At 68.9% G+C, this 21527-nt stretch carries 24 protein-coding genes; 10 read left to right on the top strand and 14 right to left on the bottom strand.

Translation table 11 applies throughout. The features are described 5' to 3' along the window. Window positions 1-17: 17 nt before the first annotated feature. Together OG555_RS22940 and OG555_RS22935 are read right to left on the bottom strand one after the other, a co-directional pair. Complete coding sequence (locus tag OG555_RS22940) at window positions 18-1244, bottom strand: RNA polymerase sigma factor (protein WP_329474570.1); 1227 nt, start codon at window positions 1242-1244, stop codon at window positions 18-20. Then, window positions 1244-1660: a YciI family protein gene (locus OG555_RS22935; RefSeq protein WP_329474569.1), complete on the bottom strand. Its 417-nt coding sequence runs from the start codon at window positions 1658-1660 to the stop codon at window positions 1244-1246. The genes OG555_RS22940 and OG555_RS22935 overlap by 1 nt, the downstream gene beginning before the upstream one ends. 143 nt (window positions 1661-1803) lie before the next feature. On the opposite strand from OG555_RS22935, the gene OG555_RS22930 reads away from it, so the two are divergent. Then, entirely contained in the window at window positions 1804-2160 is a 357-nt protein-coding gene (locus OG555_RS22930; RefSeq protein WP_329474568.1) for a hypothetical protein, read from the top strand. On the opposite strand, the gene OG555_RS22925 is transcribed toward OG555_RS22930, so the two are convergent. Continuing rightward, window positions 2140-2679: an isochorismatase family protein gene (locus OG555_RS22925; protein ID WP_329474567.1), complete on the bottom strand. Its 540-nt coding sequence runs from the start codon at window positions 2677-2679 to the stop codon at window positions 2140-2142. The two genes, OG555_RS22930 and OG555_RS22925, sit on opposite strands and share 21 nt — an antisense overlap. A gap of 147 nt (window positions 2680-2826) precedes the next feature. Between OG555_RS22925 and gndA the strand changes: the two genes are divergently transcribed. Beyond that, complete coding sequence (gndA, locus tag OG555_RS22920; RefSeq protein WP_329474566.1) at window positions 2827-4266, top strand: NADP-dependent phosphogluconate dehydrogenase; 1440 nt, start codon at window positions 2827-2829, stop codon at window positions 4264-4266. Here gndA and OG555_RS22915 read toward each other — a convergent pair. Both OG555_RS22915 and OG555_RS22910 read right to left on the bottom strand, forming a co-directional pair. Beyond that, window positions 4194-5615 (bottom strand): MFS transporter, encoded by a 1422-nt coding sequence (locus tag OG555_RS22915; RefSeq protein ID WP_329474565.1) that lies wholly within the window; start codon window positions 5613-5615, stop codon window positions 4194-4196. The genes gndA and OG555_RS22915 overlap by 73 nt on opposite strands. Beyond that, the gene (locus OG555_RS22910; RefSeq protein ID WP_329474564.1) at window positions 5615-6001 is read right to left on the bottom strand and encodes a nuclear transport factor 2 family protein; all 387 of its coding nucleotides are present in this window, start codon (window positions 5999-6001) and stop codon (window positions 5615-5617) included. The genes OG555_RS22915 and OG555_RS22910 overlap by 1 nt, the downstream gene beginning before the upstream one ends. A 73-nt stretch (window positions 6002-6074) precedes the next feature. Between OG555_RS22910 and OG555_RS22905 the strand changes: the two genes are divergently transcribed. The 5 genes from OG555_RS22905 to OG555_RS22885 all read left to right on the top strand — a co-directional run bounded on the left by OG555_RS22905 (window position 6075) and on the right by OG555_RS22885 (window position 10655). Continuing rightward, window positions 6075-6686 (top strand): TetR/AcrR family transcriptional regulator, encoded by a 612-nt coding sequence (locus OG555_RS22905; RefSeq protein WP_329474563.1) that lies wholly within the window; start codon window positions 6075-6077, stop codon window positions 6684-6686. 118 nt (window positions 6687-6804) lie between these two features. After that, window positions 6805-7233: a DUF6319 family protein gene (locus OG555_RS22900; protein WP_329474562.1), complete on the top strand. Its 429-nt coding sequence runs from the start codon at window positions 6805-6807 to the stop codon at window positions 7231-7233. A gap of 1159 nt (window positions 7234-8392) precedes the next feature. After that, the gene (locus tag OG555_RS22895) at window positions 8393-8929 is read left to right on the top strand and encodes a DUF6817 domain-containing protein (RefSeq protein ID WP_329474561.1); all 537 of its coding nucleotides are present in this window, start codon (window positions 8393-8395) and stop codon (window positions 8927-8929) included. A 104-nt stretch (window positions 8930-9033) separates the two neighbouring features. Then, a complete protein-coding gene (locus OG555_RS22890; protein ID WP_329474560.1) occupies window positions 9034-9960 on the top strand; it encodes an alpha/beta fold hydrolase in 927 nt (308 codons plus the stop codon). 278 nt (window positions 9961-10238) lie between these two features. Further along, entirely contained in the window at window positions 10239-10655 is a 417-nt protein-coding gene (locus OG555_RS22885; protein WP_329474559.1) for a hypothetical protein, read from the top strand. Between the two features lie 52 nt (window positions 10656-10707). On the opposite strand, the gene OG555_RS22880 is transcribed toward OG555_RS22885, so the two are convergent. The 6 genes from OG555_RS22880 to dapC all read right to left on the bottom strand — a co-directional run bounded on the left by OG555_RS22880 (window position 10708) and on the right by dapC (window position 17396). Then, window positions 10708-11430, bottom strand: a complete 723-nt coding sequence (locus tag OG555_RS22880; RefSeq protein WP_329474558.1) for a PIG-L deacetylase family protein — start codon at window positions 11428-11430, stop codon at window positions 10708-10710. A gap of 84 nt (window positions 11431-11514) precedes the next feature. Continuing rightward, entirely contained in the window at window positions 11515-12813 is a 1299-nt protein-coding gene (locus OG555_RS22875) for a D-arabinono-1,4-lactone oxidase (protein ID WP_329474557.1), read from the bottom strand. Beyond that, the gene (locus tag OG555_RS22870) at window positions 12810-13964 is read right to left on the bottom strand and encodes an amino acid deaminase/aldolase (RefSeq protein WP_329474556.1); all 1155 of its coding nucleotides are present in this window, start codon (window positions 13962-13964) and stop codon (window positions 12810-12812) included. The genes OG555_RS22875 and OG555_RS22870 overlap by 4 nt, the downstream gene beginning before the upstream one ends. A 106-nt stretch (window positions 13965-14070) precedes the next feature. After that, window positions 14071-14691: a hypothetical protein gene (locus OG555_RS22865; protein ID WP_329474554.1), complete on the bottom strand. Its 621-nt coding sequence runs from the start codon at window positions 14689-14691 to the stop codon at window positions 14071-14073. A 152-nt stretch (window positions 14692-14843) separates the two neighbouring features. Then, on the bottom strand, window positions 14844-16211 hold the full coding sequence (locus tag OG555_RS22860) for a M15 family metallopeptidase (protein ID WP_329474553.1): 1368 nt from the start codon (window positions 16209-16211) through the stop codon (window positions 14844-14846). Window positions 16212-16295: 84 nt separating this feature from the next. Next, window positions 16296-17396 (bottom strand): succinyldiaminopimelate transaminase, encoded by a 1101-nt coding sequence (dapC, locus tag OG555_RS22855; protein ID WP_329484858.1) that lies wholly within the window; start codon window positions 17394-17396, stop codon window positions 16296-16298. A 60-nt stretch (window positions 17397-17456) separates the two neighbouring features. On the opposite strand from dapC, the gene OG555_RS22850 reads away from it, so the two are divergent. The 3 genes from OG555_RS22850 to OG555_RS22840 are packed head-to-tail and all read left to right on the top strand — an operon-like array spanning window position 17457 to window position 19776. Then, window positions 17457-17591 carry a hypothetical protein gene (locus OG555_RS22850; RefSeq protein WP_329474552.1) on the top strand — a complete coding sequence of 45 codons (135 nt, stop codon included), beginning with the start codon at window positions 17457-17459 and terminating at the stop codon, window positions 17589-17591. A 3-nt stretch (window positions 17592-17594) separates the two neighbouring features. After that, window positions 17595-18671, top strand: a complete 1077-nt coding sequence (locus OG555_RS22845; RefSeq protein WP_329474551.1) for an FAD-dependent oxidoreductase — start codon at window positions 17595-17597, stop codon at window positions 18669-18671. Next, window positions 18658-19776 carry an amidohydrolase family protein gene (locus OG555_RS22840; protein ID WP_329474550.1) on the top strand — a complete coding sequence of 373 codons (1119 nt, stop codon included), beginning with the start codon at window positions 18658-18660 and terminating at the stop codon, window positions 19774-19776. Before OG555_RS22845 ends, OG555_RS22840 begins: the two co-directional genes overlap by 14 nt. Here OG555_RS22840 and OG555_RS22835 read toward each other — a convergent pair. From OG555_RS22835 to OG555_RS22825, 3 genes are all read right to left on the bottom strand, one after another. Then, window positions 19773-20111 (bottom strand): GroES family chaperonin, encoded by a 339-nt coding sequence (locus tag OG555_RS22835; RefSeq protein ID WP_442914097.1) that lies wholly within the window; start codon window positions 20109-20111, stop codon window positions 19773-19775. The genes OG555_RS22840 and OG555_RS22835 overlap by 4 nt on opposite strands. Further along, complete coding sequence (locus OG555_RS22830) at window positions 20108-20380, bottom strand: DUF3618 domain-containing protein (protein ID WP_329474549.1); 273 nt, start codon at window positions 20378-20380, stop codon at window positions 20108-20110. Before OG555_RS22830 ends, OG555_RS22835 begins: the two co-directional genes overlap by 4 nt. A gap of 77 nt (window positions 20381-20457) precedes the next feature. Beyond that, entirely contained in the window at window positions 20458-21501 is a 1044-nt protein-coding gene (locus OG555_RS22825) for a glucose 1-dehydrogenase (RefSeq protein ID WP_329474548.1), read from the bottom strand. Window positions 21502-21527 lie beyond the last annotated feature (26 nt).

Genomic DNA, 21527 nt, shown 5'->3' with positions numbered 1-21527 from the left:
CCTCGTTCGTCAGGCTGTCAGCTCAGGGTGGCCGCTTTGCGCAGCAGCACTGAGCGTTCGCGCTGGTTGGCGCACAGCCGGGCCGCCAGCTCCAGCTCGGCGCGCGCTTCCGGTCGCCGTCCGAGCCGGGTCAGCAGCTCACCGCGGACGGTCGGGACCAGATGCGAGCCGGGGAGCCGGTCCGAGGCGATCAGCTCGTCCACGATGGCGAGGGCCTGCGCCGGGCCTGAGGCCATGGCCACGGCAACGGCCCGGTTGAGCTCGACCACCGGCGAGGGCGCGACCCGGCCGAGTGCCTCGTAGAGCACGACGATCCGGTCCCAGTCGGTCGCCTCGACCGAGGGCGCCGACGCGTGGGTGGCGGCGATCGCGGCCTGCAGGCCGTAGGGGCCGAGGCCGCGAGTCGATGCCTTGGCCAGCGCGGCCAGCCCACGGCGGATCGCCGAGATGTTCCACCGCCGCCGGTCCTGGTCCTCGAGCAGGACCGGCGAGCCGTCCGGGCCGGTCCGGGCCGGGAAGCGCGCGGCCGTCAGCTCGCACAACGCCAGCAGGCCGTGCACCTCCGGCTCGTCCGGCTGCAGCGCGGCCAGCGTGCGGGCCAGCCGGATCGCCTCGTACGCGACGTCGGGGCGCAGCAGCCGTTCGCCCGACGTCGCCGTCGATCCCTCGGTGAAGATCACGTAGATGACGCTGAGCACGCCGCCCAGCCGCTCCCGGCGCTCGCCGGCCGGCGGCAGCTCGAACGGCACCCCGGCCGCCGCGATCGTCTTCTTCGCCCGGGTGATGCGGGCCTGCACGGTCGGCACGGGGACGAGGAACGCGCGGGCGATCTCCTCGCTGGACAGGCCGGCGACCACCCGCAGGGTCAGCGCCACCCGGGCCTCGGGGGAGAGCACCGGGTGGCAGCTGACGAACATCAGCGCCAGCACGTCGTCGTCGATCCTGTCGGGATCGATTTCTTCGTCAACTGCCGAGTCGACCGCCGAGTCTGCCGCCAGCAGGGCGTAGCGGTCCTTCAGCGCGGCCCGGCGGCGGATCGCGTCGATCGCCCGCCGCCGGGCCGTGGCCATCAGCCAGCCGGACGGACTGGCCGGAGCGGCGAGCGGCCACGAGACCAGTGCCTCGGCCACCGCCTCCTGGGCCGCGTCCTCGGCCAGTCCGAAATCGCCGGTGAACCGGGTCAGCGCAGCAACGATCCGCGCCGACTCGATCCGCCAGACGGCCTCGACGTCGGCCGTATCCATCAGACCTGGCCGCTGCTCTCGCGCGAGGCGCCTTCCTTGACGAACTCCCCGCTCTGCTCCGGAACCTCGTCCTCGCCGGGCACCCGCCGGATCTCGATCTTGGACCCGGGGGCCGCCGGAACCCGCTTGGCCCACTCGACCGCCTCCTGCTTCGAGGCGACATCGAGCAGGAAGAAGCCCCCGAACAGTTCCTTGGTCTCCCCGTACGGCCCGTCCGTGACCACCGGGGCCTCGCCGTCGAAGTGCACCACGACGCCCTTGCCCGGATCGTCCAGCCCTTCGGCCCCGACGTACACGCCGGCCTTGGCCATGTCCTCGATGAACACGCGGGTCGCGGTCATCATCTCGTCGATGTTGGCCATCATGGCCGCGTTCGACTCGTCGGTGCCGCGCATGATCAGCATGTACTGCGCCATCGCGTTCTCCTCATCCCACGGAGCCGCCTCTCGGCCCTCGCATCCCCAGGTCGAACGAGCGGCCCGCGGATCGACACGGCCCCGGAGATTTTATCGTCGCAGATGTTGTGAGCGAGTAGCGTCGCCCGTGAGGAGGTTTCGCGGTGAGACGGTTGGTGGAGCGGGTGCGCCTGGTGTGGATGTCCCTACATCCGCGGACACGCGCGCTGACGGTGCTCGCGCCGTTCATCGCGCAGTACCACGCCATGACCGGCCAGGACCTGACCAACCGGGTCCTCGGCGACAGCGTCATGCTCGGCCTCGCCGCGATGTACGGCGCCCTGCCACGCGCCGCCGAACAGAGCGCGGAACGCTGGCTGGCCGAATGCTCCGCCGCGGTGGATCGGGCGCAGAGCACCAACTGGCAGCTCAACCAGCACGCCAACGACCTCCTCCGTGAGGTCTCCGAGGCGATCTGGCGCCGCCTCCACTATCTCGATTCAGGAGGCGGACGCGCTTAGCGCGGCGATGTACTCCGTCCCGCTGCAGAGGCTGCCGAAGCGCGGGAAGACGTAGGACAACGCGAAGTCGTGGGCGTCCTGATCCAGACCGGTCATCGCGTCGGTGATGTACACGGTCTCGTAGCCGAGGTCGTCCGCGCCGCGCCCGGTGGACTCCACACCGAAGTTCGTCGCGATCCCGGCCAGCGCCACGGTCCCGATGTCCCGTCGCCGGAGCTGCTCGTCGAGACCGGTCCGCCCGAACGCGCCGACCGTCCCCTTGACGATCTCCACGTCGCCCGGCTGTGGGGCGACCTCCGGTGCGAACCCGCTCCCGTCGGGCTGGCGGCCGACGCCCGGTCGCTCGACCCGGACGTTCACCACCAGCCCACCGACCGATCGCGTCGCCTTCGCCAGCGCGACGCACCGCTCCAGCACCTCGGGCCCACTCAGCGGCGCCGTCTCCAGCGCCACGATCCGCGGCATCAGGTCGATCAGGACGAGCGCCGTACGACGAGGATCCAAACTGAGCGTGGTCACACCGCCGAGCCTAGGCGGTCATACAGGCGCTCTGGCGCTCGCCCTCGGGCCGACTTTCCTGTCCGCAGGCCGGGCCCGCTGATCGTGACCGTTGCGCGGAGGGCCAGACTGGGTCCCGGCACACAACTTGAGACTGCGGGAGATTCGATGAGTTCTGCCAACGCCCAGATCGCCGTCACCGGCCTCGCGGTGATGGGCCGCAACCTGGCCCGGAACCTGGCGCGCAACGGGTTCCGTGTCGCCGTCCACAACCGGTCGCAGAGCCGGACGGACGCCCTGATCGAGGAGTTCGGCCACGAGGGCGAGTTCGTCCCCGCCACCGACCTGCCGGCGCTGGTCGAGTCGCTCGAGCAGCCGCGGAAGATCATCATCATGGTCAAGGCAGGCGAACCCACCGACGCGGTCATCGACGAGCTGGTCCCCCTGCTCGACGAGGGCGACATCGTCGTCGACGCCGGCAACGCGCACTTCCTCGACACCCGGCGCCGGGAGACCGCACTGCGCGAGAAGGGCCTGCACTTCGTCGGCAGCGGCGTGTCCGGCGGCGAGGAGGGCGCGCTGAACGGCCCGAGCATCATGCCGGGCGGATCACCCGAGTCGTACGCGGCGCTCGAGCCGATGCTGACCAAGATCTCCGCGCACGTGAACGGCGAGCCCTGCTGCGTGCACGTCGGTCCGGACGGCGCCGGCCACTTCGTGAAGATGCTGCACAACGGCATCGAGTACGCCGACATGCAGTTGATCGCGGAGGCCTACGACCTGCTCCGGCACGTGCTGGGGCTGTCCCCGGCCGAACTGGCGGACGTGTTCCTCGAGTGGAACAGTGGCGACCTGGAGTCGTTCCTGATCGAGATCACCGCCGAGGTGCTCAGCCAGGTGGACCCGACGACCGGCGGCCCGTTCGTGGACGTCGTACTGGACCAGGCCGAGCAGAAGGGCACCGGGCGGTGGACCGTCCAGTCCGCACTCGACCTCGGCATCCCGGTCAGCGGCATGGCCGAGGCCGTCTTCGCCCGGTCCCTGTCGGGCGACGTCGTACGGCGATCCGCTGCGGCCGGCGTACTGCCGGGGCCGGCCACGCCGAAGGTGGATGTGGACCGGGACGCGTTCGTCGACGACGTACGGCACGCGCTGTACTCGTCGAAGCTGGTCGCGTATGCCCAGGGCTTCGACGCGATCCGGGCCGCCAGTGAGCAGTACGACTGGAACATCGACCTGGGTGCGATGGCCACCATCTGGCGCGGCGGCTGCATCATCCGGGCCCGCTTCCTGGACCGCATCAAGGAGGCGTACGACCGGAACCCGGATCTGCCCTCGCTGCTCGTCGACGACTACTTCAAGGAAGCAGTCGCCAACGGGCAAGAGGCTTGGCGCCGGGTGGTCGCGACCGCGGCGGCGGTCGGCGTACCGGCACCAGGCTTCTCAGCGTCACTGTCGTACTACGACGGACTGCGGGCGGAGCGGTTGCCGGCAGCGCTGATCCAGGGTCTCCGGGACCTCTTCGGCGCGCACACCTACCGGCGTACCGATCGTGAAGGCACCTTCCACCTGGAGTGGTCGGGCGACCGCTCCGAAAGCACCCAGTAGACCGCGAGCGCTGCGACGCACAGGAATCCAGCCGCACCGAGGCTGGCCACGTTGAATCCGTGGACAGCCCCGGAGTGCGCGGCCACGGTCCCGGCGACCGTGCTGAGCAGCGCCGTACCGAGTGATGCACCAACCTGCTGTGACGTCATCACCATGGCGCCGGCCACCGCACTGTCGGGGCCGGCGCCGAGGGTGGCGGTGCTGTTCGCTGTGACCAGCACCCATCCGGTCCCCAGACCGACCAGCAAGAACACCGGCAGGACGTTGAACCAGTAGCTGCTGTCTGCTCTCAGAAGGCCCAGCAGCGCTAGTCCTGCGGCGATCGTCAGCAGTCCTGGGCAGATGAGCGATCGCACTGGTGCTTTGGCCAGTAGTGGGCTCACCGCGCGCACTCCTGCCATGAGACCGACGGTCAGCGGCAGGAAGCCCACGCCGGCTCGCACCGGTGAGTAGTGCCGGATGTTCTGCAGATAGAAGGTCAGGAAGAACAGGGCGGCGAACATGCCGATGGCGAGGCTGAACACCGCCAGATAGGAGCCGCCGCGACGGCGATCCAAGACGACTCTCAGCGGCAGGAGCGGCGTTCTCACCCGCGTCTGGGTGCTGATGAATGCAACGAGCAGGACGACTCCAGCTATGACTGACCCGAACGTTGTGGGCGCACCCCAACCATCCGGCTCTGCTCTCGCGAACCCGTAGGTGAGAGCCATGAGGCCGACCGTCCCCAGAACAGCGCCCACGACATCGATCCGCACACCTGGCACCCGCGGCACGGGGCGTACGGCGTATCCGACGCCGGCGGCGGCCAGGGCGGCGACCGGCAGGTTGACGAACATGCACCAGCGCCAGTCGAGGTACTCGGTGAGGACTCCACCCACCAGCACACCAAGACCCGAGGCACTGCCCATCGCGGTGCCGTAGATGCCGAATGCCTTGCCACGCTCGGCCGGCAGCGGGAAGGACGCCGCGAGCGTCGCCAGCACCGCGGGGGTCAGCAATGCGCCTGCCGCACCTTGTAGGGCGCGACCAGTGAGCAGCATCGCCGGACCGGTCGCCGCACCACCCAGCGCCGACGCAGCGGCGAAGCCGGTCAGTCCGATCAGCAGTGCGCGCCTGCGGCCGATCAGGTCGGTCATCCGGCCGCCGACCAACAGCAGACCGCCGTACCCGAGGGCGAAGAGCGTGATCACCCACTGACGCGTGGGGTCGGACATCTGGAGCGACCGCTGCACGGACGGCAGGGCGATGTTCATGATCGTCAGGTCGATGCCGATCATCAGCTGGGCGGTCGCCACGGCGGCCAGCGCCCACCACCGCCGTACGTCCACCGGCACCTCTGTGGTGGTCACTAGAACATCCCGTTCTGGTTGGCGGCGGTGTCCGGGACGGGCTGCATCACGTCCCAGTGCTCGACGATCTTCCCGTCCGCGTCGAGCCGGAAGATGTCGACGATCGCCGTACCTGGCTGGCCTGGCACGCGGACGCCGTACACGTGGGCGACGACGTACTCGCCGTCGGCGAAGATCCGCTTGACCTCGGCCCGGAGGTCGGGGAAGTCCTGGCGGAGGGTCGCGAGGAACGCCTCGAAGCCGTCGATGCCGTCGGCGATCCGGGGGTTGTGCTGCACATATCGGCTGCCGATGAGGGTTGCCGCCTGGTCGAAGTCCTTCTGGTTGAGGCCGATCTCGTAGAAGTCGAGGACGGTCTGCTTGTTGCGTTCGAGGGTGTGGTCCATGCATCCGTTCCTTAAGTGAACAGGTGTAGTGCTACGACTGTAGGGCAACGTGTGTTGCAATACAATGGGATTCATGGACGCGACCACACCTGCAGCCCGGAGCCGGAATCGCCGGGGACAAGGGGAACTGCTGCGGCGCGACATCATCGATGCCGCCCTGCGGATGCTGAACGAGCTCGGCGACGACGAGGCCCTGTCGTTGCGCGCCGTCGCTCGCGAGGTGGGGATCGCGGCGACCTCGGTATACATCCACTTCGCCGATCGGGACGAGCTCGTCTTCGCCGCGCTCGAGCAGTGCACCGCGGACCTGATCCGCGACCTCGACCAGGCCGAGGCGAGCGGCGGCGACGATCCGGTGGAGCGGCTACGGGCGCGGTTGCTGTTCCTCAGCGCCTGGACGAGCGAGTACGCCGGCCTCTACAAGGTGCTGCACGAGAGCACGCTGAACCGGCGGATGCACCTGATCTTCAAGGCGGAGCTCGCCACCCGCGCGACCGCGGCCGTCCAGCGTTGCATGGACGCCGGCCTCGCGCCGGCCGGCGACGCCGCCGTCGTCGCGTTCGACCTACGCGCCGCCGTGCACGGCGCGGTCTCGATCCGCATCAACGAGCCGGAGGCCGACCTTCCGCCGTTGCGGGATCAGATCGACCGCTTCCTGGTGAAGCTGGTCGGCGTGCGCGGCTGAGCGTATGCGGCTGACTTTGCGCGGCTGGGTTTGCACGAAAGTCGAACGTGTGTTCTAATAAACTCTCAGCGCCAGCCCGCTCACGGCGGGCGATGTTCAGAAGGAGATCGCCGCAACGATGACTGTAGACACTCTGGCAGCAGAAGCGCCGTCCACCGACGCCGACACTCCCGAAGCCTTGGTCCCTTCCCCGGAGAGCACAGCGCCCGACGCTTCCTCTGCCGCTCCCGTCGAGGAGAAGCCCAAGAAGACTCCCGCCAAGAAAGCGGCCGCCAAGAAGACCAAGACCTTGGAGCTGACCCTCACCGTCACCGGTACCGCCGACGGCGAATGGCACGCCGAGCTCAAGCAGGGCACCACCTTCCTCGCCCGCAACCTCGCCGTCGCGGCCGCCGCCGTCTCCCGCGCCGCCAAGGAACTCCACGAAGACCTCTCCACTCCCATCGACGAGGTCATCGAAGAAGCCCGCGCCCAGCAAGCAGCCAAGGTCGCCGCCCTGGAAGCCGAACTAGAAGCCGCCCGCAAAGCCCTGGCCGACCTCGACTAAACCCGCTGGCCGGCCCCTCGCGCACCCCAACCCGCGGTGCGCACGCCACCACCGGCCCCGCGTGCCCCGCCCCACCGGCGCACCCCCGACCACCCGCGCCCTAAGCCGATCACGCGGACCAGCCACCACGGGCCTGGACCCCAGCACTCCGCGCAAACCCGCCCCAGGGCCCCGGACCCGATCACCCGCTCCACACCGGACCACGGCGCACAGACCCGACCAACCCGCGCTCACCGCATCACGGCGCGAACCCCGACCACTCCCAGGCTCACCGCACCACGAGCCCGAACCTCAATCACCCCGCGCTCCCCAAACGACGCACGGGCCCGACCAGCGACCCGCTCGTCTGGATCAACCCGCTCGCCCGGGTCCGATCCGCTCGGACGCGCGGGATTCCCAGCGGCTTGGCCGGTGGCCGTCCACCTTCCCTGGACGACCACCGGCCAAGCCCATCATTGCCCAAGGCAACGCTCAGCGTCCCGACACCCGACTGACAGTAGTGCCGTGCGGTGACGTCTCAGACCCGGCCGCCAGCCGACCGGTAACCGTGGCAGTAAGAAGCGTCGTAGTAGCGAGGGCCGCCACCAACGTCCAACGAGCTGCAGTGTTGCTCATGCCCAAATCGTCCCGCCCCCACCCACCCCACCGGAACACCCGGCCACCGCTTTCAGGGCCCACTCCGGGCCCCTCTCCGGCAAACTCCTGACCCCACCCCGCACCTCACCCTGCCCAACCCGCACCCCACGGCCAGCAACCTCTCAACCACCTGCATCCCTCGGACCCGCGAGCGTCTGAACCATTCCCACTGCCCCCCGAGCCCTGGCCGGGGGGCGGCGACCAACCCGCAGCCCGCGTCGGGGACGGTGCCGAGCACCTGCACTCGGGCTCGGAACGCATCTCGGCCAACCTCCAGGCGCTGGCTCGGGCAACTCGCGGGGCTCGGGCGGAATCGCGTCGGTGAGCCGGAGTCCGCGGGTGGGGTTGTTGTGGGGCGGTTGACCAGCGCCTGCTCAAGCACACGTTTGGGGGAAGGGGAAGTGAACTAGGTGTGACGGAAACGGCACGCCGCAGGTGTGGGCGGGGGTGGTGGATTGGCTTTACCGTAGGTGCCTGGGCCGGTCCGCAGGGCCCTGACCGCTCCGCGTCGAGAAGGGGTCAGATGAGCACCTTTGAGGACTTGGGTTCGCTGCTGATGGTGCGCGGCGCCGACGAGCTCGATCACGCGGGCGGAAGCCTCTACGTGCATCTCCATCGGGTCGCCAAGCGCCTGACCACCCTGGGCGCATCTGACACCCTCGTCCTGGCCGGCCTCGCCCACGCTGCGTACGGAACCGATGGCTTCCCCACCCACCTGTTCGACTGGCAGACGGAGCGCCCAGTCCTGGAGTCTGTCATCGGCCCGGAGGCGGAGCTGATCGTCTACCGCTACGGCTCCTGCGAACGCGAGACCACCTGGCGTGACCTCGCCGAACATCACACCGTCACCGACCGCCTCACCGGTACGTCGGAGGAGCTCAGCACCCCCGACCTCCGCGACTTCGTCGATCTCACCATCGTCAACGAACTCGACGTCCTCGACCACGCGCCGGCCCTGGCCCCGAAGCTCCGCCCGTTCCTCCAAGAGCAAATCCCCCGCTGGCAGTCCCTGGCCTCCCCTGCCGTCCTCGCCGAATCCCAGCGCCTCCTCCCTCTGTAGCCGTCACCGGCCCGCTGCTCGCCGACGAGATCGCGGAGCAGTCCGCCTCGGGGCATCGCCATACCCACAGACGCCCCGCTTGAGGCGGCGGCGAGACTTGGGCTGTGAAACGGTTCCTGCGCCGGGCATTGTTGGCCATCCTCGGCCTCTGGCTGATCGTCACAGCAGCATCGCTCGGCTACAACGCCTTGACCGGCGGAACCGCCGCCCCACCACCCGGACTCAAGTTCGTCGAGGCAGGTGACGTCAACACCCGCTACGACACTTGGGGTACGACGGGCACGCCGGTGGTGCTCGTCCACGGCGCGGCCGAGTCAGTCGACACCTGGTCCCGGCTCGTACCGGTGCTGGCGACCAATCACCGGGTCTACGCGTACGACATCACCGGATACGGCTACAGCGAGCGCAGAGCGCCGTACACGATCGAGCATCTCGCCAGTCAGCTCCTGGGCTTCCTGGACGCAATGCACCTCGGCGGCCCCGGGCAGCCGAGGCCGATCCTCGTCGGCCACTCCCTCGGCGCCGGCGTCGTCGCCGAGGCCACGCTGGAGGCACCGACTCGCGTCGGCGGAATCATGTTCCTCGACGGCGACGGTCTGCCTCTCCCCGGTGGCGGTCCCGGGCTGCGGCGCGTGATCGTGCCGCCGTACCGCACCACTCTGCTTCGTCTCGTCCTAGGCTCCGACTCGCTGATCCGCAAGATCTACAACAGCGCCTGCGCCCCCGACTGCCCAGCGCCGGATGTCGACCAGTGGACCCGCCCCTTCCGCCAGCCCGGAGCCGAAAAGGCGGTCTGGCAAATGACAGCCCACGGCATCCCAGCAGTCTCCGCCGACCGCCTGGCCCACCTCCGCGATCTCCCGATCCCCAAATCAGTAGTCTTCGGCGCCCTCGACACCGACGGCGGCAACCCCACCGAAACCGCCACCCGCATAGGCGCCCCCGCCCCCACCCTCATCCCCCACGCCAACCACCTAACCCTCATCTCCAGCCCCACCCAGGTAGCCACCGCCATCAACGCACTCCACTGACCACCCCCAGACGGGCGGGCGGATCTGAACGGCCCATGGCAGCCGGAGTACGACGGGGAGCCAACCCGCGGCATCTCGCAGCGGATCGGCCAGCCCGGGCCACCAGCGACCACTCGTGAGCCCTCCCTACCGCAGTTGGTGTGTCTGAGCAGGACGCCGATGCCGACCCGGGACGAGATGCCCGCGAGCCTGGTGCACGGCCGAGTGGAAGCGCCTGCCTGGATGGGCCGGATTGTGGGTTTCTGGAAAACGGGTGGGTGGGGGCGGATGATCGGGGTATGGCCCTGTATGAAGTAATTGCTCGCGCTCAGACCGATCGACGGCTGTCCGACTCCGACTATCTCGAGCTCGCCTTCAACTCGTGCACCCTCGACAAGGGCATGCGGTTCCAGCGGGTCGAGCATCTGCCCGACGGCACGATTGCTGTCGTGCTGCAGCAGAAGCTCTCGCCGCGGAAGCACGACACCGCGTGTGAAATGGCGAACCGCAGCCTTGCCCAGCTCGGCATCCCTGCCAGCCAGGTCCAGCAGATCGACCTCCTCCGTATGACGCGCAAGGGCGGCCGCGACTTGGTCCGCTCCTGGGTCGGCCCGAACAACCCGCCTGGCCCGGACACCTCGGGCGACCGCGAGCCCCGGCGCCCGAAGCCCGCACCTCCACACCTGCAGGCATCACTCGAACTCCCCCGCGACTGACGGGGCGTCGACAAATATCCGATGACTCGTGGGCGACGGTTGTTCGCCTCGGTTAAAGGGTGAAGACCTCGAAACGGGTGGCGTACTTGGTGCCTAGGCGGGTGCCCGCGGGGCGGGAGGTGCCTTCCAGGAATTCTTCCGGGTCGAAGTGCGGCCAGTTGAGGCCGTCGATGTAGGCCTTGTGGGCTTTGAGGGATTTGACGCCGATGTCGAAGGTGTCGGTGGTGTCCGCGGCGTGGCGAGCTTGTGGGGAGCCGGTGGCCCAGACCTGGCGTACGCCGCTCCAGCGGTCGCCCGCTTCGGGGAAGATCCAGCGGTTGGCGGCGTCGCGGACAGCGTCGAGGGTGGCGTGGCCGGTGTTGATGTGGTCGGCCTGGTTGAGGACTACGTCGCCGTCCCAGGTCCCGCGGAAGTTGTTGGTGATCACGATCTCGGGCTGGTGCCGGCGGATCACGTCGGTGATGACGCGGCGGAGCGCGACGCCGTACTCGATGGTGCCGTCGGGCTGACCGAGGAACTCGACCGTCGAGACGCCGACGATCCGGGCGGACTCGATCTGCTCACCTTCTCGCAGCGGACCGCATTCGGCGGGCGCGATGCCGTCGATGCCCGCCTCGCCGGACGTGAGCAGGCAGTACACGATCTCCTTCCCCTGCCCGGTCCACCGCGCGATCGCCGCCGCCGACCCGAACTCCAGGTCGTCCGGATGCGCGACCACAGCCAACGCCTTCTGCCAGTCCTCGACTACAGGCTCGAGCCCCTCCACAGAGTTCATGTCCGCAGGCTAGCTCCCGCCGCACCACCTCGTGAACAACCTTGCCCGAACAGGAAGCCGCCGAGGTAGGCTCGGCGGTTGGGTTTATCCGAAGACTTGGCGGGTGTAAGGGTTCTCGAAGATGTGTTGGGGGTCTAGGCGGGTGCGGACCGCTAGGTAGTCGTCGAAGTGGGGGTAACGAGTGCGGAGATCTTCGGCGGTGAGGGTGTGGAGTTTGCCCCAGTGGGGGCGGGCGTTGTAGTCGGAGACGATGCGTTCGAAGGCTTGGAAGTACGGGTCGTGGGGTAGGCGGTGGTACTGGTGAATGGCTATGTAGGCGGTGTCGCGGCCGTACGCCGTGGAGAGCCAGATGTCGTCGGGGGCGGCAACGCGGACCTCGATCGGGAACGGGATGCGGGTGCCTGACGTGTCGATCCAGTCGCGGAGGCGGCGGATGACGTCGACCACGTTCTCCCGGGGTACGGCGTACTCGGACTCGCGGAAGACCACGTTGCGTTCGGAACAGAAGACCTTGTACGACGCGTCGACGTACTCGCGGGCCGAGAGGGCGTGGGACGCGATGCGGTTGATCCGGGGAACCAGGCCGGGTCGTCGGACCGCCAGTCGGTTGGTCAGCTCGAAGACCTTGTTGGACAGGAGCTCGTCGTCGACCCAGCCGCGGACACGGCCGACCGGGGACGGGCCGACGCCGGGCCCGACGCGGTTGTTGCGCTTGGTCAGCGCGATGTCGGTGTGCGGGAACCAGTAGAACTCGAAGTGATCGTTGCTGCCGGCAAATTCATCGAAACCGTCGAGGACATCGCCCAGCGGGAGCGGCATCTCCTGGGCGTGAAGAAGGAAGGCCGGCACGCACTGGAGGGTGAGGGCACTGATCACGCCGAGGGCGCCGACCGAGACGCGGCCGGCGGCGAAGACATCCGGGTGCTCCTCGGCTGAACAATGCAGGATCGAGCCGTCGGCGGTGACCAGGTCGAGGGCTACGACCTGAGTCGCGAGGCCGCCGAGACGGGCGCCCGTGCCGTGGGTGCCGGTGGAGATCGCGCCGGAGATGGTTTGTTTGTCGATGTCGCCGAGGTTCGCCATCGCGAGGTCGAAGGCGGCCAGGCCGGCGTTGAGCTTGCGCAGGCCGGTGCCGGCGCCGACGGTGACGCGGCCGGAATCCTTGTCCGCATGGATGATCGAGGACAGGCCGTCCATCCGGACCATCACCTGCTCGGGCACGGAGCAGCCGGTGAACGAATGCCCGGAGCCGACGGCCTTGAGCTTCTTGCCTTGCTCGGCAGCGGACTTCACCGCTGCGGCGAGCTCGTCGGTCGACGACGGTCGGAGGATCTCGACACCCGTGGCCGACTCGGTGCCGGCCCAGTTCCGCCAGGTGCTCATCCGAAGTTCTTCCCCTCGCCTCGGTAGGTGGTGAGGTCGGTCAGCTCGTCGCCGTCGATCGCGTGTAGGACATCGAATCTCTCCAGCATTTCGCCCGCCTTTGCATAGCGCATCCAAACTCTGTCTCCAAGATGCAACGCATCGGCGGAACTCCCAAGGACCGGAGTCTGCACTTCTCCGGCACCTTCTGTGCCCAACAACTTCAATCCGGACGGCCAGGCCGGCGACGGCAGGCGTGATTTCTTGGCCGGGCCGGACGCGACGTAGCCGCCGCCGAAGAGTGTGGCGATCCGTGGGGCAGGACGCCGTACGACGTCCAGCGCGTAGGCGACCGCGTGTTCCGGCTGGAAGACGTCGTACTTGTCGAAGAGGGCCGGGCCGTAGAGGCCGGAGCCGGCGGTGACTTCGGTGACTACCGGGTCGGCGCTGCTGACCTCGAGACTGCCGGTGCCGCCGCTGTTGACGAGCCGCAGCGGCGCATACTGCTTGACCGCGTCGACGACCGCGCCGCGGCGCTCGGCGAGTTCGGCGGCGGAGCGGCGCTTCACCCAGCGGACGGCGGGTGAGGTGTCGGGGAGGCCGGCGATCTGGGCCTCGTAGAACATCACTCCGGCCAGTTCGAAGGCGTCGTCAGCGGCAACCGTACGGGCGAGTCCGGCGACGTCTGCTGGGGTTCGGAGGGGTGAGCGGCGTACGCCGAGGTGCTGGCCGAGGATGCGCAGGGACGCGTCGACGTCGAGGCAGACCTGGATGCGCGCGCCGCCGGTGGTGACCGACTTGATGAACGCCAGGTGGTCGGGTGAATCGATCATGAGGGTGATGCGGGCGGCCGCTTCGGGGTCTTTGGCGAGAGCGCGCAGAGCGGCGCGGTGGGTGGTCGGGTAGCCGAGGAGGATGTCGTCGACGCCGTTGTGGGCGAGCCAAAGGGCTTCCGGGAGGGCGTAGCTCATCACACCGTGGAAGCCGGGGCGCTCGAGTGCGGCGCTGATCAGGGCGCGGCAGCGGACCGACTTCGACGCGATGCGGATCGGCGTACCGGCGGCGCGGCGGACCAGGTCGTCGGCGTTACGGCGGAAGGCGGCGAGGTCGATCACCGCGTACGGCGCGTCGAGGTCCGCGGTCAAGCGGGCATACCGGTCGAAGTCACCCATAACCGGAGTGTAGGACAAACAATACTGAAAGGTAATACAGCTTCTCGCTCGAGTTGAAGAGCATGACGCCTCCGGCGCCGAGAGCGGGAGCGGGAGCCGAGGCTGATTATTGAGTGTCGATAGTGGATTTGAGAGTGGGGATTACGGATTGGGCCCAGGGGGATTGGGATTCGGGGTGGGGGGAGGTGGTGGCGAGGAGCGCGACGGTGGCGCCTTGGAGGGTGGAGATGTCCACGTAGGACTCGGCGCCGGCGTAGGTGCGGGTGGCGGCGGTTGCGGTGTCGTCGGACCAGAGCTGCTTGACGGAGAGGTCGCCGCCGGTGCCGCAGGCAGTCATGCGGGCGTGGTAGCCGTCGTAGTACGCCTTGGCGTTGGTGGAGTTGGCAAAGCGGAGCAGCAGCGCCGTGGCGGGGAGGGCGTCGGCGGTGCGGTAGGTGCCGGCCAGCGCGTGCTGCGGGACTGGGAGGGAGCCGGTCACCGGAGCGCCGGAGCAGCCGGAAGGCAAGGCTTCGAAGGCGGCCTGGTGGGGGTCGCGTTTGCGGGTCCAGGTGTTGTTGCCCAGGAACCCGGCCTCGGCGCCACCCGGGTCGGCGTACGTCTTCCAGCCGGCGCCGAGCTTCTCGGGCGCCGGGAGGTTGCGAGCGCTCAGCGGTCCGGCAGTGGCCGGCGGTGGCGCGGTTGCCTGCTCTGGAAGCTCAGGCGGCACCGCTGCGTCGGTGGGCTTCACAGTGCTCAACGTGTTGGTGGGCAGTGGCACCGTGCCGCCCACAGTGCTGGGAATCGGGGTTGCTGCTGTCGGAGCAGCCTGAGGCACCGACTGTGACCCAGAGCTGCAGCCCGCCAGCAACAGCGCCGACAGTCCAGCAACTACGACAGTCTTCACTTCGGCTCGAAGTGCTGGTAGTCGGGCTTGGCCCAGCCGGCGCCCCAGAAGTAGCCCTGGGCAACCAGAGCCTTGGTGGCGACACTGCTCGTGAAGAGCATGCCGGGACGCGACACCGAGCGGTTGCGGTACGCGAGCCCGTTCGACGGGTACCAGACCCCGTTCGCGGCCAGGTACGGGTTCTCGACGGTGTTGATGTCGATCGCCCAGCCGTAGGAATGCGGTGAGAGCGAATACGGATCACCGGTGACCCGCCGGCAGTTGAACGCCGACGTGTTGTCGGCCGCCATCGACTTGACGTCACTGCCACCGAACACGTCCACCCGCCGCATCTGCCGGATCGGGAACTTGGATGCGAACGTCGAGGTCCACACCGTGATCATCTTCGACACCGCGGCGTCTCGCAGGATCAGCTCACCACGGTGCACCTTCCCGTCGAAGCCCCAGTAGTTCAGCTGGAGCAACCGCAGTGACGACGGCTTGACCGGGCACCCGGCCCGGTACGTATTCGGCACCATTGTGGCCGAGACGGCGTACACCTTGGGGTTCAGTGCGGCCTTGATCACGATCTTGGCGAGGCCGGAGTACTCCATCGCGGGCTGGCTGACGTAGCGGGTCAGCACGCGCACGGTCCGGGTGGACGGGATGTCGTCCGGGACCCGGAGCCGGAAGTTGCCCGCCGCATCCATCGTGGCGATGCTCAGCAGGCGCCACTTGCCGCTGCCGAGGTAGTCCTGCAGCGCGAGCTCCTTGCCCGGCTCGGCCGGCGTCATCCGGCCGCTGACCGACACACCGGTCAGCGTCGCGTACCAGGCGGCCGGCGTGTTGATCACGATCTTGCGGTCCTGGATCGGGACGGTCCGGTACGCCGAGATCGCGAGTGCCGTCGTGTCCTTCACGCCGATCATGGTCCGGAACGCCCAGGTGCCGGTGGACGCCGATGTGTACGTGAACTTGTAGACCCCACCGGTCGTGGTGCGGGTCGACCCGCGCAGCACCCACGCGCCCGGGACCCGCTGCCACAGCGTGATGTACGAGCCGGTGATCGGCTGGCTGATCTTCCCGGTGAACACCGTCGGCTTGTCCTCCCAGGAGGCAGCCGGCTGGTTCAGCGTGATGGACCACGCCGCCGTTGGTGTTGGTGTGGGCGTTGGCTCCTCAGCCGGAGGAGGCGTCGTCGTCTCAACCTCAGCAGGCGGCGTCGTGGTCGGCTCCACCGCCGGTGTGGTCGGCTCGGCAGCCGGAGTCGTCGCCTCGGCGACTCCCGGCGTCACAGACGGATCATCAGCCGCCTGCGCGGAGCCGACCGGCACCACAACCCCCAGCAGCAGTACCGCAACCACCCCGATGGAACGCGACCTCATATGCATGCCTCCCCCTCCTTGGGTTCACTACCCACATAAGAGGCAGTCACACCAGAAGACGTCACACCCACCGGGGAAGTTCTGTCACTCCTGCAGTCTTTTCACCGCTGCGTCGATGCGCTCGTCGGTGCCGGTGAGGGCAACGCGGATGTGGCGGGCCCCCGCGGTCCCGTAGAAGGCTCCGGGGGCCACGAGGATTCCGAGGTCGGCCAGAGCCCCAACCGAGCCATAGGCGTCGTACGACGGATGCGAGGCCCACAAGTACAGACCGCCGTTGGAGAGGGTGATGTCCCAGCCGGCGCCGGTCAGTGCGTCGCGGAGGACCGAGCGGCGGCGCAGGTAGCGAGCCCGCTGCTCCTCCACATGTACGTCGTCCGCGAAGGCAGCTGCCATGGCGGCCTGGATCGGCGACGGCACCATCAGACCGGCGTGCTTGCGTACGGCGAGCAGCTCGGCAACAACCGTGGTGTCGCCGGCAACAAACCCACCCCGGTACCCAGCGAGGTTGGACCGCTTGGACAGCGAGTGCACCGCGAGCAGGTTGTCGAAGCTGCCGCCGCACACGTCCGGATGCAGCACGGACACCGGCCGCTCGTCCCAGCCGAACTCGGTGTAGCACTCGTCGCTGACAAGCAGTACGTCGTTCGCCCGCGCCCACTCGACCGCACGACGCAGATCGTCGGCAGAGGTGATCTCACCGGACGGGTTGCGCGGGGAGTTCAGGTAGGCCACCCGGACTCGGCCGTCGTACGTCGTCGGGTCCGCAACGGGCACGCTGTGAGCGCGAGCCAGCGCCGCACCGGCCTCGTACGTCGGGTACGCCAGGTCCGGGATGAGGACCGTGTCGCCGGCGCCGATGCCGAGCAGCGTCGGCAGCAGCATGATCAGCTCCTTGGTGCCGATCACGGGCAGTACTCCGGTCTCCGGGTCCACTCCGGTGACGTCGAGACGCCGGGCCATCCAGTCCACGGCCGCCTGCCGGGCGGACGCCGTACCGAGGGTGGTCGGATACGACGGGGCGTCGGCTGCGTCGGCCAGGGCCTTCTTCACCAGGTCCGGGACCGGGTCCACCGGACTGCCGATGGACAGATCGACGATGCCGTCGGGATGCTCGGCCGCCTTCTGCTTGTAGGGGGCGAGCTTGTCCCACGGGAAATCGGGCAACCGGCTGGAGGTCTCGAAGATCACCCCGACATTCTCCCTCGCCCGCCGGCCGCACCGACGCCGGGCGCTCACACCGCGAGAATGGGTCAGAATCGGACCGAAGGCGACCGGGTGGGCACGATGGCCGCACTGCACGATTCGGCGCGCACTGACCACCAGGTGGTGGAAGGCTTGATGCAGGCCCGGTACGACAGCGAGGGGCGCGCGAAGGGGTGAGCGATGACGTACGACGTGGCTGTGGTGGGCGCCGGCGCGATGGGGTCGGCCGCGGCTCGTGCACTGGCGGCGGCCGGGCGTGAGGTCGTCGTACTGGAGCAGTACACGCTCGGGCACGACCGTGGTGGATCACACGGTGGCACGCGCCTCTTCCGCCCTGCCGCGGACAACGCGGAGGTCGCGCGGCTGACCGAGCAGGCGCGACCGCTGTGGCGCGACCTGGAGGCGGACTCGGGCGAGACGCTCTTCGAGGTGACCGGTGGGATCGACCACGGTGTGGACGACGCGACGGTCGAGGCGTTCCGGTCGTTGCATGCGTCAACCGGCGAGGTCCTCACGCCGGCAGCGGCGGCGGAGCGCTGGTCAGGGTTCCGGTTCGAAACACCGGTGCTGTATCAGCCTGGTTCGGGACGGTTGTACGCCGATCGCACCGTCAAGGCGCTGCAGTCGGTGGCGACACGGCTGGGCGCTGAGTTCCGAGTGCAGTCGCCGGTGCGGGCGCTGCGCGTCCACGACGAACTGGTGGAGCTCGACGTACCGGGTGGTGCGGTGCGGGCGCGACAGGTCGTGGTGACGGCTGGGTCGTGGGCTCCGAAGCTGCTGAACGGGCTGGTGCCGTTGCCGGCGTTCACTGTGACGCAGGAGCAGCCGCGGTTCTTCGCACCGGTGTCGGACGACCTGGACTGGCCGAGCTTCGTGCACTCCGGTCCTTTCAGCTACGGGCTGTACGAGCCGGGCTCAGGTGTGAAGGTCGGATTGCACGCCACTGGTCCAGTAGTCGATCCGGACACCCGTGACTTCGCGGTGGAGCCGGAGCGGGATGCCGAGCTGCTGCGGTACGTCGAGGACTGGTTCCCCGGTCTGGATGCGGGGAAGTCCACGGCGATCAGCTGCCTGTACGACAACACACCGTCGGACAACTTCGTCATCGACCGGGCCGGCCCCATCACGGTCGCGGTCGGGTTCTGCGGTCAGGGCTTCAAGTTCGTGCCGCTGATCGGCGCGTTCGTCCGCGATCTGGTGCTCGGCGAGGACACAGTCCCGCCCCGGTTCCGGTTGGCCGGCCATGCTGCTCGCTGACCACCTGGCGAGCCTGCCGTTGGTGGACCACCACGTGCACGGCGTGGCGAAGGGTCCGCTCGACCGGGCGGGTTTCGAGCAGTTGATCACCGAGTCGGACCGTCCGGTCCCGGCGTGGATGTCGACGTTCGATTCCCAACTGGGCTTCGCGATCCGTAAGCACTGTGCTCCCCTGCTCGGACTCGCTCCCCACGCGTCGGCCGACGACTACCTGGCCGCACGGGCACAGCACGACGAGGCCTCACTGAGCCGGCTCTTCCTCAGCGCAGCCGGCGTGAGCGACTACCTGGTCGACACCGGCTACCTCGGCGACGCTGTGACCGGTGTGGACGAACTGGCCAAGCTGAGCGGGGCTCGCGCGCATGAGGTGGTCCGGCTGGAGTCAGAGCTCGAGTACGTCGCCGCACATGAGTCCACCGTGGCCGCCGTACCGGATGCGCTGGCGCGACGGCTGGAAGAGCGGACCGCCGATGCGGTCGGGCTGAAGAGCATCGTGGCCTACCGCCATGGCTTCGACTTTGATCCAGCCGAGCCCACTGCTGCAGAAGTCGCCACCGCTTTGGAGCGCTGGTACGCCGATGGGCCGGCACGAGTCAGCGACCCGGTGCTCCTCCGCTGGCTGCTCTGGACCGGCGCACGCCGCGGTCTGCCGCTACAACTGCACGTCGGCTTCGGTGACCCGGACCTGAACCTGCACAAGACCACTCCGCTGCTCCTGACCGAGTGGCTCCGCCTGGTCGAGCCACTGGGCACACAGGTCGTGTTGCTGCACTGCTATCCGTTCCACCGCCAGGCGGGCTACCTCGCGCACGCCTTCCCGCACGTGAGCTTCGACCTCGGCCTCACCACTATGTACGTCGGAGCGCGCGCAGCCGCCGTACTCGCGGAGGGTCTGGAGCTGGCGCCGTACGCCAAGCTGCTCTATTCCTCCGACGCGTGGGGTCCGGCCGAGCTGCACTTCCTCGGAGCCACGCTGTGGCGGCGCGCGGTGGCGTCTGTGCTCGGCGGCTTCGTCGACCAAGGCGACTGGTCCGCCGAGGACGCCGTACGGGTTGCCGCGCTGTGGGGCCGGGACAACGCCCGGCGGCTCTACCAGCTGGACTAGAGGTAAAGGCCGGTCTGGCCGTCCTCGAGGCGGCCGGCCGCGACGGCGTGCAGGTCACGCTCGCGGAGCAGGATGTAGTCGTCGCCGCGGACCTCGACCTCGGCCCGGTCCTCCGGGTCGAACAGGACCCGGTCGTCGACCTCGACGGTACGAACGTTGGCACCGATCGCGACCACCTTCGCCCAGGCGAGCCGGCGGCCCATCTGCGCGGTGGCCGGGATCAGGATGCCGGCCGACGACTTGCGCTCACCTTCGGCCTCGAGCGAGACCAGCACCCGGTCGTGCAGCATCCGGATCGGCAGCTTGTCGTCGGAGAGCCGCTTGCGAGAAGTCACCGGCGACCCACCAGCCGGCGGATCAGCAGCAGGACGGCGAGCACGCCGACCGCGGCGCCGCCGACCGCGACGATCTTCTGGGTGCGCAGCCGGCCGCTCTCGTCGAACACCTGGGCCTTGGCCTGCTCGACCTGCCGCAGGGCGACATTCTTCGGGTTCGCGCGGTCGACCAGCTCGTCCACGGTCGAGGCCAAGCGCGCCCGGGTGGCGGCGATGTCCGCCTCGATCTGCTCGGCGGTCCGAGCCTTGGTGGCCTTCGTGTCCGACACTTGTCGGCGCTCCCTTCTTTCGTCCGGGCCTGCCCCGGGATGGCCGGGGCTGCCCTGCGTAGTCCCATCCTCGCAGGTCATCCCCGCAAGTCCACGACCACCTTGATGTCGTCCGGCTCACGGACCAGCGCCGACGGCCAGTCCGACAGCGGCACGGTCCGCGTGATCAGCCGCTCGAGCCAGCACCGGTCGGCCGCGACCAGCACGTCCACGGCGTCCGCGTAGTGGCGCTTGGCCGCATTCACCGACCCCACCAGCACCGCGTTGCGAACCACCAGCTGCCGGATGAGCGCATCGAGTTGCACGTCGATCGACGCCGGACCGGGCGCGATCCCGGTCAGGCACATGACCCCGGCCCACCCGAGCAGCTTCGCGCAGTCGAACACGACCCGCCCTGCCCCGGTCGCCTCGATCACCACGTCGGGTACGACGGTCAGGTCGTCCAGGTCGGTCAGATACGTCCCACCGAGTGCCCGCACCAACTCCGGTTTCGGCCCGTCCACGACCCGGTCCAGGACATGTACGTCGTACCCGCGTTGCGTTGCGATCAGTGCGGCCAGCAACCCGATCGATCCGGCGCCCGTGACGAGCACGTGCTTCGGCCCGAACCACGACCGCGCGCCGACCTGGTCCACCTGCTCCCACGCCTTGGTGAGGATGCTGGCCGGCTCCACGAGTACGCCGAGGTGCCCGAGCTCACTGGGGACGGGTACGGCGAAGTACGGGTCCACGCGCCAGCGTTCAGCGCCGTACCCGTCCATCTCCTTGATGCCGCGCTCGGTGTACAACCCGTTGCGGCAGAAGTCCCACTCGCCGCGCGCACAGGCCGGACAGGGCTCCGGATCGGGCCTGCGGACCACACCGGCGACCAGGTCTCCCGCGTTGAAGCCGGAGCCCTCCGGTGCCTCCAGCACTCGCCCCAGCGACTCGTGGCCGATGACGAGGTGATCGGAGCCCGGCCTACCGCTGCCGAACGCTCCGGACACCAGTTCGATGTCGGTCCCGCAGATGCCGGTGAACAGCCCCTCCACGAGGACCGCTCCATCACCGGCGGGCGGCTCCCCTACTGCTCCTACCCTGGCCGAGTCGGCTTTCCCCGGCGTGACTGTCATGGCCCGCATGCGCTCAGGCTAGCGGGGGCTCCGCA

The organism is Kribbella sp. NBC_01484, from assembly GCF_036227145.1.
Classification (GTDB): Bacteria; Actinomycetota; Actinomycetes; order Propionibacteriales; family Kribbellaceae; genus Kribbella.
This window is presented reverse-complemented; position numbering and strand designations above follow the sequence as displayed.